The sequence below is a fragment of the Curtobacterium sp. MMLR14_006 genome (assembly GCF_001864985.1).
In the GTDB taxonomy this organism is placed as follows: domain Bacteria; phylum Actinomycetota; class Actinomycetes; order Actinomycetales; family Microbacteriaceae; genus Curtobacterium.
In genome coordinates this window covers 19,453-36,518 of the sequence record NZ_MJGU01000022.1, presented here as the reverse complement: position 1 = coordinate 36,518, position 17,066 = coordinate 19,453, and the positions used below count along the sequence as shown (strand labels likewise).

The following is a 17,066-nucleotide window of genomic DNA, read 5'->3' as shown; positions in this document are numbered from 1 at the left end:
CCGGCAAGCTGGAGCAGCGTCGATCGATCTGCGGGGTACGACGGTCTGGGCGATCCTCGACCTTCCGCCCGGGATCGCACGGGGACGGGTCGTGTTCGAGACGGCCCGTGGTGATCGAGACCAAGGAATGGCGCTCGACGTCGAGGGGTCGACGGTGACGATCAACCATCTGAGCGGGAGCGGCTTCCGGCTCTGGACGGATACGGCACCGCCGGTCATCGAGTTCGCGGTCGACGACCCGTCAAACCTCGAGCGGATGCGGGTGTGGAACGTCTGGCGCTCCCCGTACGGCTCGGAGGACGCATGGACGGGGAACTTCGGCATGATCGTCGAGCAGGAGGTCGACTCGATGGTCGTTCGGTGCAGCAACGGACTGGGCGACGTCGACTTCGAGGACTTCCGCTTCCGCATCGAGTTCTCGCATGCCTGAGGCGGCACAGCAGTTCGTGAAGCGAACTCGCCGCCCCACGCTCCCGAGGACCTGATGCCGCTCACTCCAGACGAAGCCGCCGAGCTTTCGGCGATCCTCGCCGACCTGCGCGAGCTCGGCTACGACTTCCCGAGCCTGTCTGCGTTCGCTCAGGCCCCTGTCCGGTACAAGGACGCGGTACCGCTGCTGATCGAGTGGTTACGGAGGGTCCGGACACCGGCGAGGCAGCGGGCAGTCGTGCGAACGCTGACGAATCCCTCCGCGAAGGGCACGGCGATGCCCGCGCTGATCGAGGCGTTCCGGAGCTTCCCCGACGAGGCGGGCACGCGCTGGGCGGTGGGGGACTCCATCGAGACCGCGTACGTGGACGACTACTTCGACGACGTGGCAGCGCTCGTGCTCGATCCCGAGTTCGGACGTGCACGGCAGATGGTGGCCCTCGCGCTCGGGAAGTCGAAGCGGCCGGAAGCGGTCGACGTCCTCCTGCAGCTCATGGACGACCACGACGTCAGCGGTCACGCGGTGTTCGCGTTGAGCAAGCGGCCGAATCCTCGGGCGCGGGCGGCGTTCGAGGAGAAGCTGGCCGACGACCGTCCGTGGGTGCGGAAGAAGGCAGCGCTCGGACTGCGGAAGCTCGAGGTGAAGCCAGCCGCGTGACGGTCGGGAGGCGCGGTACCAGCTGGCACCGCGCCTCCGATCCGTCGGTGGGGTCGCGTCAGTTCGCGGTGTCCTCGAGCGCGTCGAGGGCGGCGACGTCCTCGGCGGCGAGCACGAAGTCGACGTCGGCGTTCGCGGCGATGCGCGACGGGGTCGTGGACTTCGGCAGCGGCAGGACGTCCTTCTCGAGCAGGTAGCGGATCGCGACCTGCGCGACGGTCTTGTCGTACTTCGCCGCGATCTCGGCGATCTGGCCGTTCTCGAGCAGGCCGCCGGTGGCGAGCGGGGAGTAGCCCTCGGTCAGGATGTCGTGCTCGCGGTCGAACGCGGTCGTCTCGTCCTGGGTGTTGCCGATGAACCAGCGGATCTGGTTGGCGTGCGGGACGACGTCGGTGCGGCCGAGCAGGTCCTCGAGGTCCGCGACGGCGAAGTTCGAGACACCGATGCTCTTGGTGCGGCCGGCGTCGTAGACCTCCTCCAGGACCTTCCACACCTCGACGTTGCCCTCGCGGTGGTCGCTGCCCATGTCGCTCCACGGCCACGGCGCGTGCACGAGGTACAGGTCGATTCCGCCGAGGTCGAGGTTGCGGCTCGAGGTCTCGAAGGCCTCGCGGGCGCCGTCGGCGGTCTTGATCTCGGCCGGCAGCTTCGTGGTGATGAAGACCTCGTCGCGGGGGATGCCGCTGTCGCGGACGGCCTCGCCGACGCTGGCTTCGTTGCCGTACGCCAGGGCGGTGTCGATGTGGCGGTAGCCGAGGTCGAGCGCGGTCTTCGTCGCGTCGTACGCCTCGGAGCCGGACGGGATCTGCCAGGTGCCGAAGCCGATCTTCGGGATGTGCAGACCGTTGGACATGGTGAACGTGTCGGTGAGTGCGGGCATGCAGCGGACAGTACGCCGTGGCTGCGACGGGGCGTGGAGCGGCGCCGCTGGCGTACCGCGCCCCCGTGCGGGCATCGCGCCCCGGCTCACGCGGGCGCGATGCCCGTGCCGGGGCGCGGACGCACGCAGACGACGAACGGGAGGCCCGTGGCGGTGTCGCCACGGGCCTCCCGTCGGTCTGTCGGTCGCGCTGGTGGGTCAGCGCGCGGTGCGCGCACCGATCCGCGGCAGGACCAGGCCGAGCACGATCATCGCGACGGCGAGGAAGGCGTGCAGCACGTTGTCCGCGCTGTTCAGCGGCACGAAGTTCGCGCCGCTGGTCATGCCGGCCGTGAAGAGGCCGTAGACGAAGAGCACCAGGTAGATGATGCCGCCGACGAGCAGGTACAGGCGGGCCGACGCTGCGCGGCGGGCCGCGACGAGCCCGACGATGCCGAAGAGCAGGTGCACGATGTTGTGCAGGACGGACACCTGGAACGTGCCCAGGAGCAGTGCCATCGAGCCGTCGCCGGCCATCGACATCGTGCCCATGTCCATGGTCAGGCCGGGGATGAAGCCGGCGATGCCGACGATCAGGAAGACGACACCGAAGACGAACGCGCCCCGCTGGGTCCACGTCGCGCCGGAGCCGGTGCGGGTGCTTGCTGCGCTGCTGGTCATGATCAGCCCTCTTTTCTCGTGCGCGCCGCGGAGTGCGGCACACATGACATTCGGAGCGCTTCCCCGGTCGGTTTGCAGTGTCTTCGACGCCGCGTTCGGGGGACACCGAGCCTGTGCCGGCGTGCACGGGAACTGCCTACCGTCCACGGCACACCACGACGAGAGGAAACACCATGGCAAGTGGAGTGGCAGCAGTCTGGGTCCCGGTCAGCGACATGGAGCGTGCGGTCGCGTTCTACCGCGACACCCTCGGTCTCACGGTGAAGGACCAGTCGGACGACTGGAGCGAGATCGACGCGAACGGCCTGATGATCGGGCTGAACAGCCGCGAGTCGGCCACCTCGTCGAGCGGCGGGGGAGCGGTCGTGACGTTCCAGCCGGACGGCAGCATCGAGGACGAGGTCGCCTCGCTCAAGGAGCGCGGCGCGGACATCCAGGGCGAGATCAGCGAGCACCCGTGGGGCAAGATCATCCCCTTCAAGGACAGCGAGGGCAATGACCTGCAGCTCTACTCGCCGCCGCAGGGCTGACCCGGACGGGTGCAGGACGCACCCACGGACGGACGGGAGGCCCGTGGCGACGCCGCCACGGGCCTCCCGTCCGGTTCGGGCTCGTTCCGGTGCTACGCCACCGCGATCTCGTTGGGCACGCCCGGCAGCTCGTCGCTCGAGGCGATGACCTTTCCGGTGGTCAGGTCGACCGCGTGCACCTTCTGCTCGGCAGGGTCGGTGACGTAGGCGACGTCACCGGCGACCTTCAGTGCGGGGTGGGCGTCCTGCCACTCGGCCGGGCCCTCCCACGCGGCGATCACGGGGAACGACTCGAGCTGCTCGCCGGTCGTCTCGTCGAAGGTGTGCAGGGCGCCGTCCGAGCCGAGCACGACGGCCTCGTCGCCGGGGCCGCGTGCGAGGTCGCGGAAGGTGAAGCCGACGCCGTCGGGCATGTCCGCGACGGTGTACTCCCCCGAGGCGGCGTCGATGAGGGCGACCTGGTCGAGCAGGTACCCCTCGCTGTCGGGGTCGTCGTTGTAGTCGCCGACCGCGACGGACGAACCCTCGGTGGTGAACAGGTTGCCGGTGCGGCCGTACTCGGTCGGGGCGTCGATCTTCTCGAACGCTCCGTCCGCGTAGACGAGGGCACCGTCGGTGCAGCCGAACACCGCGACTTCGCCCGAGACCGCGCCCTCGCCGTGCACGTCGGGGCACGCCTCGGAGCGGGCGATCTCCTCGCCGTCGGCGTCCAGGGCGCGCACGCCGGAGCGGCTCTCCTCGGTGCCGATGGTCGTCAGGAGCGTGCCGTCCTCGAGTTCGATGGCGACGCCGTGGTGGGCGGCCTCGGACTTCGTCGTCTCGACGTCGGGCAGGTCGGCCCCGTCGAGCTCGGTGTGGTCGAAGGTCGTGACGTCGCCGGTGCCGTCGGCGAAGAGCGCCGTCCGGTCGCCGTGCACGACCGCGTGGCCGCCGGTGTCGGCGGGGAACACCGCGTCGGTCAGGGCCGGCTCGGCCTGCGTGTCGAGGACCCGGAAGCCCTCGGGCACGGTGACGAGCACGTGGCGGCCGTCACCGGCGGGGTTGACGCGCGTGAAGCCGTCGATCGCGTCGTCGGCGACCACGCGCAGGTCGTCGTCGAGGGTGAGCAGGCCGCCGTCGTAGGTCAGCGTGATGCGCGTGCCGTCGGCCGCGGGGGTCGGGGAGCGGTCGCCGGCGGCCGGGCTCGAGGAGCAGCCGGTCAGGGCCAGGGCGGCGGCGCCGAGCAGGGCGGCCGGGGCCAGCAGGTTCTTCGGTGAGGTCATGGATGACACTGTATTGATTCTCATTCTCATTTACGAATCGACAGGCCGTCGACGATCGCCGCGGTGTTCGACCGCATCATGCCGAGGTACGTCGAGGCGGCGCCGTCCTCGGTCAGCGACTCCGTCGCGAGCGATCGGACAGTCACGTGCACGTCGACCTCCTCGGCGAGCACCTCGGCCAGTCGTGCCGGCTGCGAGGCGTCGGCGAAGATCGTCGGGACCCCCGCCGTCTCGATCGCGTCGGCGAGGTCGCGCAGGTCCGCGGCGCTCGGCGAGGCGAGCGTCGTGCCGCTCGGGATCACCGCGCCGACGACCCGGAAGCCGAACCGGTCGGCCAGGTACCCGAACACGTGGTGGTTCGTCACGAGGGCCCGACGGTCCTCGGGCACCGTGGCCAGCGCGGTCGTCATCTCGTCGTCCAGGTCCCGCAGCTCGGCCAGGTAGGCGTCGGTGCCCGCCGGCTCGATGCCGACCGCGCGCAGGTCCGCGTCGAGCGCCTCGACGACGTCGACCATCCGTGCCGGGTCGGTCCAGAAGTGCGGGTCCGTGCCGCTGTCGTCCTCGGTGGTCCAGTCGAGCGCCTCGACGGCGTCGCCGGCGGTGGTCACGGGCACGCCGTCCTCCGCCGCGGCCTGCACGTGCCGGGCGACGCCCTCCTCGAGCCCGAGGCCGTTCTCGACCACCAGGTCGGCGCTCCGCAGGCGTGCTGCCTGCTGCGCCGAGACCTCGAACGAGTGCGGGTCGGCACCCGGCGGCATGAGCACCATGACGTCGGCCCGGTCCCCGACCACCTCGGACACGACGTCGCCCAGGATGTTCGTGGTCACGGCGACGAGGGGGCGGTCCGAGCCGGCGGCGGTGCACCCGGCGGTCGTGACGGCGAGCGTCGCGGTGACGACCACGGCGGTCAGCAGTCGCGTCGTCGCCCTCACAGCCCGACCTCCGCGAAGGCGGCAGGTGCGACCGGCAGCTCGAGGGTGCGGGCGACGCGGGCGTCGTCGGCGAAGTCGATCTCGTGCACCGTGCCGTCGGCGGGGTCGGCCAGGTACGCGCGCTGGGCGTCGAGCTGCAGCAACGGAGTGGCACCGGCGTCGATGAGGGGTTCGGTCGAGGCGGCTGTGCCGTCGTCCGGCGTCACGACGACCACCCGGCCGTCGGCGTCGACCCCGACCACGTGCTCGTCCTCGTCGTCCACGGCGACCACGGCGCGCAGCGGGCGCTCGGTCGGCACGTGGCGCCACGAGCCCTCGCGCACGTCGAGCAGCCAGAAGCCGGTGTCCCCGGCCAGCCCGGCGACCGTCGGACGGCCGGCGCGTGCGGCGAACGCCGTCGGACGCTCGGCGTCGCCGGGCCGGTCCACGAAGGACGTCTGCCCGGCGTCGTCGACGACGACCGCGCCGTCGGCGCAGCCCACCACGGCTCCTGCACGGGTCAGGATCCCGCCGGCCGGGTCGGTGCAGGCCTGCTCGCCGCCCGCTGCGGTGTCGACCGGGTGGCCGTCCGCGTCGAGCACCCGGACGGTGTCGCCCTGGGCGGCGACGAGCTGCTCGCCCACCGGCAGCAGGACCGTGGCGTCGACCCGTGCAGTCTCGTCGACCTCGCCCTGGCCGAGGGCCGCGCGGTCGAGCACCACGGCCTCGCCGCGGTCCGGCCACGTCAGCGTCGTCGTGGTCTCGGACGAGTGCACCTCGACCGGACCGCCGCCGTCGACGGTGCCGACGACGCGGGGCTCGGCAGCGTAGTAGTGCGTGTGGTCGCCGTGGTCGACCGTCCACGCGCCGCCGTCGACGATCGTCGTGCGGTCGCCGTCGCTCGTCACGAGGAACCGGCCGTCGGTGGCGGAGTGCTCGGGGGCGTCCACCCCGTCGAGCTCGGTGGACTCCTCGGTCAGCAGGTCGTGCAGCGCCGTCTCGCCGGTCGCCGACACGGCCAGGAGGCGCACCTGCGGCTCCTGGGCTTCGCTCGCCCCTTCGACGTAGCCGTGGGGACGTGCGCTCGCGGTCGCGTCGTCGGCCGACGGGGTGCCCGTGGAACAGGCGGTCACGGTGAGGGCCAGGCCGGTGGCCAGGCCGATGGTGGACAGGGGGCGCGCGGGTGCGCGTCGGGTGGTCGAGTGCGTCATGCTCCCTCTCGGTACGGTGCGGCGGATCGTGGTGCTGTCGGCGCGGCCGCGCGCGCCGGTGCCGGGGTCCGGGTGTGTCGCAGCGCGACGACGGCTGATGCGGCCGCTCGCGACGCGACGACGCTCGCGACGGCCACCGCGGCGATGCTCGCGCCCGCGGCGGTGCCGGCGTGCCACGAGACGAGCAGGCCGACGAGGACGGCGGCGGTGCCGATGCCGGCGCCGAGCAGCATCGTCGAGGCCACGTGCCGGGTCCACGCGCGTGCGGCTGCGGCGGGCGCGAGCAGCAGGCCGACGACGAGCAGGGTGCCGACGGCCCGGTACGAGGCGACGACCGCCAGGGTCACGAGGCCGATGAGCACGACCTCGGCCACCCGCGGGTGCAGTCCGAGCGTGGCGGCCTTGCGGGGGTCGAAGGCCAGGGCGGTGAACGGCCGGTGGAACCCGACCGCCACGGCGAGTGCCACGGCCACGGCGAGCGCGAGTCCGCCCAGGTCGGCGCGGGTGACCGCCAGGACGTCGCCGAACAGGATCGCGGTGACGTCAGTGGCGAACGAGCGCGAGGACGACACGATGATGACCCCGAGGGCGAGCATGCCGACGAAGAGCAGCCCGATCGAGGTGTCGTACGACAACCGGGCACGGCGGCGCAGTGCCCCGACCCCGAGGACCATGACGCCGGCGCTGACCGCGGCGCCGAGCACGGCCGGGATCCCGGTGAGGGTGGCGACCGCGACGCCGGGCAGCAAGCCGTGCGACAGCGCCTCGCCCAGGAACGCCATGCCCCGGACGAGCACCCAGGTGCCGACCACGGCGCAGAGGACCGCGGCCAGGGCGCCGCCGACGAGGGCGCGCACCATGAAGTCGACGGAGAACGGATCGGTCAGCCAGGTCACGGTCCGAGACGCTACATGAAAACGACTATCGATACTGATAGCGTGTTCAGGTGCCCTCGACCGCTCCGAACGACCTCCGGACCTCCGGCGTCCACCTCGACCGGGTGACCGCCGTCCGCGGTGACCGGACCGTCCTCGACGGCGTCGACGTGACCTTCGCGGCCGGGGTCGTGACCGCGCTCACGGGTCCGAACGGCTCCGGCAAGTCGACGCTGCTCGACGTGGTGGCGCAGGTCGTGACGCCGTCCGGCGGACGGGTGACGGGCCTCCCGGCCGACGGCGTCGCCTACGTGACCCAGTCCGTGCCGCCAACCACCCTGCCGCTCACCGTCCGCGCGGCCGTGACGATGGGGCGGTGGCGGCACCGCACGTGGTGGCGGCCCCTCGGGCGCGGCGACCGGGCCGTCGTCGACGCGCAACTCGAGCGGATGGCGATCACGGACCTGGCCGGCCGCCCGGTCGAGGAGCTCTCCGGCGGACAGCGGCAGCGCACGCTCGTGGCGCTCGGCCTGGCGCAGCGCGCGCGGGTGCTGCTCGTCGACGAGCCGACCGCGGGGGCGGACGCCGACTCCGCGGCGCTCGTGGTGGCGGCGCTCGCCGACGAGGCAGCCAGCGGCGTCGTGGTCGTGCACGCGGCGCACGACCCGGTCGCGATCGCCGCGGCCGACCGCGTCGTCACGCTCGGCTGACCCGCGTGCCGCCCGTCCGGGGCGGAGGGGCGGGGCTACTCGCTCCGGACCGCCACCGTCCTGCCGGTGGCCACCGATTCCTGGGCGGCGAGCACGACCGCCAGCGTCCGGAGTCCGACGTGCACGTCCGGCTGCGGCTGCTCGCCGGAGCGGACCGCGTCGACGAACGTGCGGAGCATCGCCGTGTCGGGGTCCGCTCCGTACCGCGACTCGATGGGCAGCCCGGTCGCGGCGGCGGTGCCCCTGGCAGCCGCGCCGAAGAAGTCGGTCGCGATCGTGCCGCCGGTGCCCGCGACGTCCAGGGTCAGCCCGCCCCACACCGCCGAGGTGTCCGGCGTGCTCCACGAGCAGTCGATGCCGGCGACGACGCCGTCCTCGTAGGTGACCGTCACGAGCCCCGCGGTCTCGGCCCGGGCGCGCGCGGCGTGCAGGGTGCGGTTGGCGACGGCCGTCACCGAGACGGGTGCCGAGCCGGTCAGGCCCTCGACCAGGTCCGCGATGTGCACGACGTGGTCGACGATCGCGCCCCCGCCGGACAGCTCCGGTTCGGTGAACCAGGACCGGGTGAGCGGGAGCATGCCGTTGTTCGCACCGCGGATCGAGAACAGCTGCCCGAGGGCGCCGGACTCGTGGGCCGCCCGGAGCCTGCCGAACGCCGAGGTGAACCGCACCGGGTACGCGACCATGAGCAGCACGCCGGCCGCCTGGACGGCGTCGCGCATCGCGATGCCGTCCTCCCACGTCGTGGCGAGGGGCTTCTCGCACAGCACGTGCGCACCCGCGGCCGCGGCGGCCTCGACGAGCTCCCGGTGCCGGGCGTTCTCGCTCGTCACGACGACGGCGTCCGGCCGCCAGGCCAGGAGCTCCTGGTACGTGTCGACGTAGGCGACGCCGAGCTCGTCGGCCAGGTCGCGGCCGCGCAGCTCGACGAGCGACCCACCGGTGCTGACGCCGTCCGGGTCGGAACCGCGCACCTCGACCCCGGGCATCGCGGCGAGGGCGGTGAGGTACCCGATCGCGTGGGTGTGCGCGAAGGACAGCACGGCGATCCTGAGGTCGGTCACGCGGGCACCTCGAGCGACACCGGCTGCCCGGTCCCGAGCGACTCGAGCGCCGCGTTCGCCAGCCGGACCGCCGCGACGCCGTCGTCCGCGCTCACCCGCGGGGGCGGACCCCCGGCGAACGCGGCGAGGAACTCGCGTAGCTCGGCGCCGTAGGGGTCGTCGGCAGGGTCGACCTGCGGCAGGAAGCCGTCGAGTGCCTCGGGCGTCGCCAGGTCGGCGACCGAGTCCTGCTCGGCGCGGGACGAGTGCGACAGGCTGCCGGCCGTGCCGGTCACCGAGTACTCCGTCGTGAAGCCGAGGTGCTGCGGCCCCCAGATCCCGGCGACGTGGGTGATCGCCCCGGACGCGTGCGTGAGGAGCACGTGCGCCGCCTCGACCGGTTCGGCGACGGTGCCGCTCCGCGTGCCGACCGCGGAGACCCGGACGACCTCGCCGGCGACCCAGCGGGCGACGTCGAGGTCGTGGATCATCTGGTCCATCACGATGCCCCCGGACAGTGTCCGGTCCGCGAACCACGGCGCGTGCAGCGGGAAGGCCCCGGAGCGGACGAACCGCAGCACCGCCAGGTCGCCGAGGAGGCCCGTGGTCACGGCTTCCTTGAGGCGCACGTACGCGGGGAAGAACCGCACCACGTGGGCCGGGTAGAGCTGTCGGCCGGCGTCGCGCGCACGCTCCGCCAGGTCCGCCGCGTCGGCGTCGGTGCGGGCGAGCGGCTTCTCGGACACGACGTCCTTGCCGGCGGCCAGCGCCGCGCGGACCACCTCGGCGTGCGTCGCGGTCGGGGTCACGACGTCGACGACGTCCACCGCGTCGAACAGCGCATCGAGCGAGTCCACGACGGTGATCGAGGACCCGGCGGCCGCGGCGTCGGGACCGAAGGCCGCGGCGAGCTCGTCGGCACCGCCCTGGGCTTGGACGACGACCGGGCCGAGGCGCAGCAGGCCGGGCAGGTGCGCACGGGCGATGCCGCCAGCGCCGACGAGGCCGATCCGGGGCGGGGTCGGGGGCATCGGAGCTCCTTCGCGGGGTGGGCCGGTCGACGGTGACCGGACGCGGCCATGCTAGCGAGCGGCGCGCACGGGTGGCCCTCGAGCAGCGCTGGGTCGACAGCAGAAGCGTGGAAAGGATTTTTCTGAGATAGTGGCACAAGTCAGAAGATCTGGCGTCGTTGTTCTGCGATCGGAAGGAGCGTCGTGACCATGAGCACCTGGCCGGCGCTGGAGTACGAGCAACTCGACTGGGAGCGGCGTGACGCCGACCATGGTCCACGAGCAGCTCGACGCAGCAGGGTGCGCGAACAGTACCTCGCCGCGGTGCCGCCGCACATCGCCGCGGCCGCACTCGAGCTGAGTGACGCCGTGGCGACGCTGGTCGACGAGGCCTCCACGGCGTTGGTGCGGTTCGATGGCGAGCTCGGTGGCGAGGTGGCGCCGTTCTCGTCGCTCCTCCTCCGGTCAGAGGCAGCGGCGTCCTCACAGATCGAACACCTCACGGCGAGTGCCCGACAGGTCTTCACCGCCGAGATCGGCGCCCCGGGCAAGCGCAACGCCACCGCGATCATCTCCAACACGCGCGCCATGCGGACCGCGATCGAGTTGTCCGACGAGTTGACCGCGGACACCGTGCTCGCCATGCACGAGGTGCTGATGGACGGAGACCCGCACCACGAAGCCGGAGCCTTCCGGCAGGAGCCCGTCTGGATCGGGACGGACGGACGATCCCCGGTCGGTGCCGACTACGTCGCCCCGGCCTGGCCACGGGTGCCGGCGTTGATCGACGACGTGATGACGTTCGCACGACGCCTCGACCTGCCGCGGTTGGCGCAGGTCGCGGTGGCACACGCGCAGTTCGAGACGGTCCACCCGTTCACCGACGGCAACGGGCGCACAGGGCGTGCTCTGCTGCAGGCGATGCTGCGCTCGAACGAACTGACCCGGAACGTCACGGTCCCCGTGTCAGCTGGGCTCCTCGCCGACACCGACGGGTACGTCGAGGCGCTGATGGCGTACCGCCGCGGAGACGTCGAGCCGATCATCCGACGGGTGGCGGAAGCGTCGTTCACCGCCATCGGGAACGCCGAAGAACTGGTGCAGGACATCCAGCGGATCCGCCAGGGCTGGCGTGATCGCGTCGACGCTCGGCGCGACTCCGGTGTCTGGGCCGCACTCGACGTCGTCGCCCGCCAGCCGGTGCTGAACGCGACGACGCTCGCTTCCCAGATGGGGATCGCCCCACGGAACGCCTACCCGCACCTCCAGAAGCTCGTCGCAGCGGGGGTCCTCCTGTCGAAGAACGAATACCAGCACGGGGTCCTGTACCGCAACGACGAGGTCCTGGCGGCGCTCGACGCGTTCGCCCGGCGGGCCGGTCGTCGCGGCTGAAGCGCGCCCGGGCTCAGGCGTCGAGCGCGCGCCGTGCGGCCGCCACGACCTCGGCGTCGGTGACGAAGTGCGCGGACCCGTCGTCGGCGCCGCCCATCGGCACCCCGTCGTGCGCGCTGTCCGCCGCGGGGCGCTTCGCGGAGAGGTGCACCGCGGCGACACCGGCGCGTACCAGTGCCGGGACGTCGTGCGGGGTGACGCCGGCGCCGGCCATCACCTGCACCGGTCCGGCCGCCTCGACCATGCGGGCGATGGTGACCGCACCCGCCGCGGCTGTGGGCGCGCCGCCCGAGGTCAGCACCCGCGTGAAGCCGAGGTCGGCGACCGTCGCCGCGGCCGTGACCGGGTCGATCGCGTGGTCGACCGCGCGGTGCAGCGTCACCTCGGCCGTCGCGCTGACCGAGCGTGCGGCGTCCACGAAGCGGCGCAGGGCGTCACGGTCGAGCGTCCGGTCCGCGCGGAGCGCCCCGACCACGACCCCCGCGGCGCCGGAGCGCAGGACGGCGCGGACCTCGCGCTCCATCAGCGCGATCTCGTCCGGCGTGTGCACGAAGCCGCCGGGGCGGCAGCGCACGAGCGCGTGGGCGGGGATGCCGGTCTCGTGCGTGGCCTCGACGAGGGCCTGGGACGGTGTGAGCCCGCCGAGCTCGAGGCCGACGCAGAGTTCGACCCGGTCGGCACCGCCGTCGCGGGCGACGACCGCGCCCGCGGGTGAGGTGACGGCGATCTCGAGGGCGACGGGGGCGGTGGTCACGCGATGGCTCCGAGCGGTTCGTTCGACGGCGGGATGATCCGGGCGCCGAGGTCGGGCGCCGACGGGAACACTCGATCGTAGGGGAACAGGGGCCGCTCGATCCTGTGGTGCCCGAGCCGGAGCAGGTCCTGGTCGACGCCGCCGGGGGTGAGCGCGAGCATCCAGTCGGCGGCCATGTCGAACAGTTCGGGTTCGAGGTACCCGATCTTCACGACGACCACGTCGGCGCTGCGCGGGTCGAGGTCGAGGTCGGTGAAGTCGTGCTCGTGGTGGTACGGCTTCCGCAGCGTCGTCAGGATCGCGAAGACGCTGCCGACCTGCAGCACGACCTCGGTCTCGGCGTCGCGGTCGCCGTGCTTGATCGCGTGCACCCGGCCGGTCATCGTGACCGGACCGGCGTGGACGTCGTCGACCGCGGCACCGGCGGTCACGGTGACCGTGGCTCCCACGCCGGCTTCCACCGCCGTCGCCACCGCCTCCGGACCGGGGACGCTCGCGTACAGGACGGTCGGGCCGTCGGCCGCGGCGAAGGCGGGGTTCGCGAGCACCTGCGTCAGCCCCCACGACATGTCGCCCGAGCCGCCGGCGGTCGGGTTGTCGCCGGAGTCGGAGACGAAGAACGGCCGGGCGGCGCCGGGCGCGAGCGCGGCGGCGATGCACTCGTCGAACGTGCCGGTCGGGGCGACGAACGCGAAGTCCTCGCGGGCGTCCCAGAAGGCGCGCGCGAGCCGTTCCGCGCCCGCGGCGACGGCCTCCGCTGACCACCCGGTGACGACGGTGACAGCGCGGTCGCGGGGCTGGTCGGCCCAGGCGTAGCCGACCCAGATCGCGGCGTCGAGCACGCCGTCGGTCCGCTCGACCTCGGCCACCTGCGCGTACACCGAGGCCGCTGGCTCGATGCGGGTGGAGGTCTGCTCGCCGGGCAGCAGCACCGGGATCGGGACCCACGCCTTCACCGGGCGCTGCGCACCGACCGGCCGTTCGGTGAGCACGTCGACCAGGTTCCGGACGGCGCGCTCCTTCGTCTCGAGGGCGTCCTCGTGCGGGGCCATCCGGTAGCAGGTGACGAGGTCGACCTGGTGGGCGAGCTCCGCGGTGACGTTGCCGTGCAGGTCCATCGACGCCGACACGACCACCTCGGGGCCGACGACCGCGCGGATCCGGCCGAGCAGGTCGGCCTCGGCGTCGTCGAGGCCCTCGACCACCATCGCGCCGTGGATGTCGTACCAGAGACCGTCCACCGGGCCGATCGCCTCCAGCCGCGTGACGATCTCCGCGGCGAGCGACTCGTACGCGGCACGGTCCACGATCCCGCCCGGCAGCGCGTGCCCGATGAGCGCCCCGCGGAAGTCGGCGCGTGCCGACAGCGGACCGAGGAAGTCGTACCGCGCCACGACCTCGTCCCCGCGGTCCGGGTGGAACGCCGGGGCGAGGGTGCGGGTCGGCGTGAAGGTCGAGGTCTCGATGGCGAGCCCGGCGATCGCGATGACCGGGCGGCGGGTGGCGGTGGTCTCAGACACGGACGCTCCTGTTCCTGGTGGTGGACTGCGGGATGGGGGCGGACCGCTCCTCGAGCGAGGCGGCCAGGCCGCGCTGCAACGCGAACTGCCCCGCGCCGACGAGTCCGGCGTCGGCGCCGAGGGACACCGGCTCGATGGCCAGGTGCTGCGTCATCAGCGGGTGGCAGCTCTCGTAGAGCTGGCTGCGCACCGCGGCGATGAACGGGTCCAGGGTGGACAGGATGCCGCCGAGGTAGACGGCGTCCGGGTTGAAGAAGTTGACGTTGGCGGCGAGGACCTCGCCCAGGTAGCGCCCGGCGAGCCGGACGGCGCGGGTGGCCTCGGGGTGTGCGTCCGACGCGAGGCGGACGACGTCGGCGGTGGAGGACACGTCTACCCCGGCCCCGGACAGGATCCGGACGAGCGCCGCACCGGAGGCGACGGTCTCCAGGCACCCGGTGTTGCCGCAGGAGCACGGGGTGTCCCCGGCGGCGTCGATGCGCACGTGCGTGATGTCCCCGGCCGACCCGGTCGACCCGCGGTACAACCGCCCGTCGATGACGATGCCCGCGCCGATCGCCGACCCGGCCTTGATCGTGATCGTCTGCCGACGGCCCGGGTCCTGCACGGTCTGCTCGCCGGCGGCCATGCAGTTCGCGTCGTTGTCGACGACAGCCGGCAGGCCGAACCGGTCGGACAGCCAGGCGGCGACGGGGAAGCCGTTCCAGCCGGGCATCCGGCTCGGCAGGTCGACGACCCCCGCCTCGACGTCGACGGGGCCGGGCAGGCTCAGGCCCACGCCGCGCAGTCCGGCGCGGCCGCGCTCGTCGGCGAGGCGCTCGAGCAGCGCGGCGAGGCGCTGCAGGCCGGCGGTCGGCCCGTCGGAGAGCGCGAAGGGCACGTTCGCGACGGACTCGAGCGCGCCGCCGGGCAGGACGATGCCGATCCGGACGTGGCCGCCGCCGACGTCCGCGGCCACGGCGTACTCGTCGGCCCCGCCGATGCGGAGCACCTTGCGCGGTCGGCCGCCCGTCGAGACGTCGGTGCCCTCCTCTGCGAGGACGCCGTGCGACAGCAGGTGGGCGACCACGTGCGACACCGTCGACGGCGCGGCACCGAGGAGCTTCGCGATCTCCGTCCGGCTCGCCGCCTGACCCGAGGCGACGAGTTCGAGGACGCGGGCGCTGAGGTCCGGCACGACTTTCTCCAATCCGGGCGGAATGCCGGTCGACCCGACCGAACACCCGGAGCCTAACCGGCGGAACGCCCCGTTCACCCTTTCCGCCGTTCCGCAGAAACGCAGTTTTTACACGAACATGTTTGTTTTTCCAACGCCTTTGGCCATTGACTGTGTCCGTGCCGCTCGGCACGCGTGCTCCACCTCCGAACGAACGTCCACACAAGGAGACACCGCATGACCAAGCCCCGCCGCTGGGCGCTCCTCACCGGAGCCGCGATCGCCGTGAGCGCGCTGCTCGCCGGCTGCTCCGGGGGCGGCACCGCGTCCCCCGGGTCGACCGACGAGATCGACTACGCCCTCCCCGCGAACTTCACGCCGAACTGGATCCTGCCGATCGGCACGGCGGCGCACCTCAACACGAACAACGGCTCGATCGCGCAGTCGCTGTACGAGCCGCTCGTCGCGTACGACGGCTCCACCGGCAAGATCGCGTGGAACAAGGCCGGCTCCGTCGCGACCGACGCCGCGTTCGCGAAGGACGGCAAGAGCGTCACGATGACGCTCGGCGACCGACACTGGTCCGACGGCGAGGCGATCACGAGCCGCGACGTCGAGTTCTGGTTCAACCTGATCAAGGCCAACAAGGACCAGTGGGGTTCGTACTCGAAGGGCAAGGCGCCGGACAACTGGAGGTCGTTCAAGGTCGTCGACGACACGCACTTCACCATCACGTTCGACAAGGCCTACAACTCGGACTGGATGCTCGCGAACCAGCTGAGCCACATCATCCCGCTGCCGCAGCACGCCTGGGACAAGACGAGCGCGAGCGCGAAGGTCACCGACGCCGACGAGACCACCGCCGGCGCGGAGCAGGTGTGGAAGTACCTCAACACCGCCGCCGGCAAGATCTCCGACTACGCCACCGACGACCTGTGGAAGACCATCTCCGGCCCGTACGGCGTCAAGACCTTCACCACGGCCGGCAAGGTCACCCTGACGGCGAACAAGAAGTACGACGGTGGCGAGGAGCCGTCGATCACGACGGTCAACCTGCTGCCCTTCACGACGGCCGACGCCGAGGTGAACGCGGTCCGCTCGGGCGAGGTCGACTACGGGTACATCAACGCCACCGACATGGACCAGGAGTCGTCGTTCACGGCGAAGGGCTACGAGGTCGAGCCGTGGACCGGCTGGGCGATCACGTACATGCCGTACAACTTCAACAACCCCGACATGGGCGCCGTCTTCAAGCAGCTGTACGCCCGCCAGGCCGTGCAGATGTCGATCGACCAGGAGTCGCTGTCGAAGGTCGTCTTCAACGGCACCGCCACCTCGACCTACGGCCCGATCCCGCAGGCGCAGGAGTCCGACTACGTCTCCGACGTGCAGAAGGACAACCCCTACCCGTTCAGCACGTCGAAGGCCAAGGAACTGCTGACCAGCCACGGCTGGCAGGAACAGGGCGGCACGATGGTCTGCACCGACCCGGGCACCTCGGACAGCCAGTGCGGCGAGGGCGTGGCGGACGGCACGAAGTTCACCATGAGCGTCCTGTCGCAGTCCGGCTCGACCGTGACCGACAACATGATGAGCGCGATCCAGTCCTCGCTCGCGAAGACCGGCATCGGCTTCGAGATCAAGACCGCCCCGGTGTCGAGCGTGCTGTCGCAGACCCCGACCTGCACCTCGGACCAGGCGAGCTGCGACTGGGACCTGTCGTTCTTCGGCACCGCGGGCAGCTGGTACTTCCCGGCCTACCCGACCGGTGAGTCGCTGTTCCAGACCGGCGGTTCGGCGAACTTCGGCAGCTACTCGAACAAGCAGGTCGACGAGCTCATCGACGCGACCACCACCTCGACCGACGCCAGTGCCGTGCAGGACTACAGCGCCGCGCTCGCGGAGGACCTGCCGGTGATCTGGCTGCCGAGCCCCGACTACCAGATCTCGGTCGTCAAGAAGGGCCTGTCCGGGTTCGACCAGGACTCGCTCGCGAACTTCCACCCCGCCCAGTGGAAGTGGAACAAGTAGGAACGTGACCATCCCAGGAGGCGCGGTGCGGGTC

General features: G+C 72.2%; 17 protein-coding genes. 6 read left to right on the top strand and 11 right to left on the bottom strand.

Annotated elements, in window-relative coordinates; genetic code table 11:
- Positions 1-154 precede the first annotated feature (154 nt).
- Together BIU94_RS09180 and BIU94_RS17825 are read left to right on the top strand one after the other, a co-directional pair.
- Positions 155-430, top strand: a complete 276-nt coding sequence (locus tag BIU94_RS09180; protein WP_139196363.1) for a hypothetical protein — start codon at positions 155-157, stop codon at positions 428-430.
- A gap of 276 nt (positions 431-706) precedes the next feature.
- Complete coding sequence (locus BIU94_RS17825; RefSeq protein WP_071290521.1) at positions 707-1,087, top strand: HEAT repeat domain-containing protein; 381 nt, start codon at positions 707-709, stop codon at positions 1,085-1,087.
- 58 nt (positions 1,088-1,145) lie between these two features.
- On the opposite strand, the gene BIU94_RS09170 is transcribed toward BIU94_RS17825, so the two are convergent.
- Together BIU94_RS09170 and BIU94_RS09165 are read right to left on the bottom strand one after the other, a co-directional pair.
- On the bottom strand, positions 1,146-1,967 hold the full coding sequence (locus BIU94_RS09170; RefSeq protein WP_071257982.1) for an aldo/keto reductase: 822 nt from the start codon (positions 1,965-1,967) through the stop codon (positions 1,146-1,148).
- 198 nt (positions 1,968-2,165) lie between these two features.
- Entirely contained in the window at positions 2,166-2,627 is a 462-nt protein-coding gene (locus BIU94_RS09165; protein WP_071257980.1) for a DUF4383 domain-containing protein, read from the bottom strand.
- A 173-nt stretch (positions 2,628-2,800) separates the two neighbouring features.
- Here BIU94_RS09165 and BIU94_RS09160 point away from each other — a divergent pair, with 173 nt between their 5' ends.
- Positions 2,801-3,157: a VOC family protein gene (locus BIU94_RS09160; RefSeq protein WP_071257977.1), complete on the top strand. Its 357-nt coding sequence runs from the start codon at positions 2,801-2,803 to the stop codon at positions 3,155-3,157.
- A gap of 92 nt (positions 3,158-3,249) precedes the next feature.
- Here BIU94_RS09160 and BIU94_RS09155 read toward each other — a convergent pair whose 3' ends face one another.
- From BIU94_RS09155 to aztB, 4 genes are read right to left on the bottom strand one after another with little or no spacing between them, the layout of a single operon-like run.
- On the bottom strand, positions 3,250-4,419 hold the full coding sequence (locus tag BIU94_RS09155) for a hypothetical protein (protein WP_071257975.1): 1,170 nt from the start codon (positions 4,417-4,419) through the stop codon (positions 3,250-3,252).
- 26 nt (positions 4,420-4,445) lie between these two features.
- On the bottom strand, positions 4,446-5,330 hold the full coding sequence (locus BIU94_RS09150) for a metal ABC transporter substrate-binding protein (RefSeq protein WP_139196017.1): 885 nt from the start codon (positions 5,328-5,330) through the stop codon (positions 4,446-4,448).
- A gap of 17 nt (positions 5,331-5,347) precedes the next feature.
- Positions 5,348-6,541 carry a hypothetical protein gene (locus BIU94_RS09145; protein WP_071257971.1) on the bottom strand — a complete coding sequence of 398 codons (1,194 nt, stop codon included), beginning with the start codon at positions 6,539-6,541 and terminating at the stop codon, positions 5,348-5,350.
- Positions 6,538-7,437: a zinc ABC transporter permease AztB gene (gene aztB, locus BIU94_RS09140; protein WP_071257969.1), complete on the bottom strand. Its 900-nt coding sequence runs from the start codon at positions 7,435-7,437 to the stop codon at positions 6,538-6,540. The genes BIU94_RS09145 and aztB overlap by 4 nt, the downstream gene beginning before the upstream one ends.
- 50 nt (positions 7,438-7,487) lie before the next feature.
- Here aztB and BIU94_RS09135 point away from each other — a divergent pair, with 50 nt between their 5' ends.
- Entirely contained in the window at positions 7,488-8,126 is a 639-nt protein-coding gene (locus BIU94_RS09135; protein ID WP_254782963.1) for an ATP-binding cassette domain-containing protein, read from the top strand.
- 35 nt (positions 8,127-8,161) lie between these two features.
- Here the strand turns inward: BIU94_RS09135 and BIU94_RS09130 are convergent, their stop codons facing one another.
- Positions 8,162-9,190: a Gfo/Idh/MocA family protein gene (locus BIU94_RS09130; RefSeq protein WP_071257966.1), complete on the bottom strand. Its 1,029-nt coding sequence runs from the start codon at positions 9,188-9,190 to the stop codon at positions 8,162-8,164.
- Entirely contained in the window at positions 9,187-10,200 is a 1,014-nt protein-coding gene (locus tag BIU94_RS09125; protein ID WP_071257964.1) for a Gfo/Idh/MocA family protein, read from the bottom strand. The genes BIU94_RS09130 and BIU94_RS09125 overlap by 4 nt, the downstream gene beginning before the upstream one ends.
- A gap of 189 nt (positions 10,201-10,389) precedes the next feature.
- Between BIU94_RS09125 and BIU94_RS09120 the strand changes: the two genes are divergently transcribed.
- Positions 10,390-11,571 carry a Fic family protein gene (locus tag BIU94_RS09120; protein ID WP_071257961.1) on the top strand — a complete coding sequence of 394 codons (1,182 nt, stop codon included), beginning with the start codon at positions 10,390-10,392 and terminating at the stop codon, positions 11,569-11,571.
- A gap of 13 nt (positions 11,572-11,584) precedes the next feature.
- On the opposite strand, the gene BIU94_RS09115 is transcribed toward BIU94_RS09120, so the two are convergent.
- The 3 genes from BIU94_RS09115 to BIU94_RS09105 are packed head-to-tail and all read right to left on the bottom strand — an operon-like array spanning position 11,585 to position 15,022.
- Entirely contained in the window at positions 11,585-12,325 is a 741-nt protein-coding gene (locus BIU94_RS09115) for a copper homeostasis protein CutC (protein ID WP_071257959.1), read from the bottom strand.
- Positions 12,322-13,845: a M81 family metallopeptidase gene (locus tag BIU94_RS09110; protein WP_071257957.1), complete on the bottom strand. Its 1,524-nt coding sequence runs from the start codon at positions 13,843-13,845 to the stop codon at positions 12,322-12,324. The genes BIU94_RS09115 and BIU94_RS09110 overlap by 4 nt, the downstream gene beginning before the upstream one ends.
- Positions 13,838-15,022, bottom strand: a complete 1,185-nt coding sequence (locus tag BIU94_RS09105; protein WP_083404720.1) for an ROK family protein — start codon at positions 15,020-15,022, stop codon at positions 13,838-13,840. Before BIU94_RS09105 ends, BIU94_RS09110 begins: the two co-directional genes overlap by 8 nt.
- A gap of 216 nt (positions 15,023-15,238) precedes the next feature.
- Here BIU94_RS09105 and BIU94_RS09100 point away from each other — a divergent pair, with 216 nt between their 5' ends.
- Positions 15,239-17,032, top strand: a complete 1,794-nt coding sequence (locus BIU94_RS09100; RefSeq protein WP_071257956.1) for a peptide ABC transporter substrate-binding protein — start codon at positions 15,239-15,241, stop codon at positions 17,030-17,032.
- Positions 17,033-17,066 lie beyond the last annotated feature (34 nt).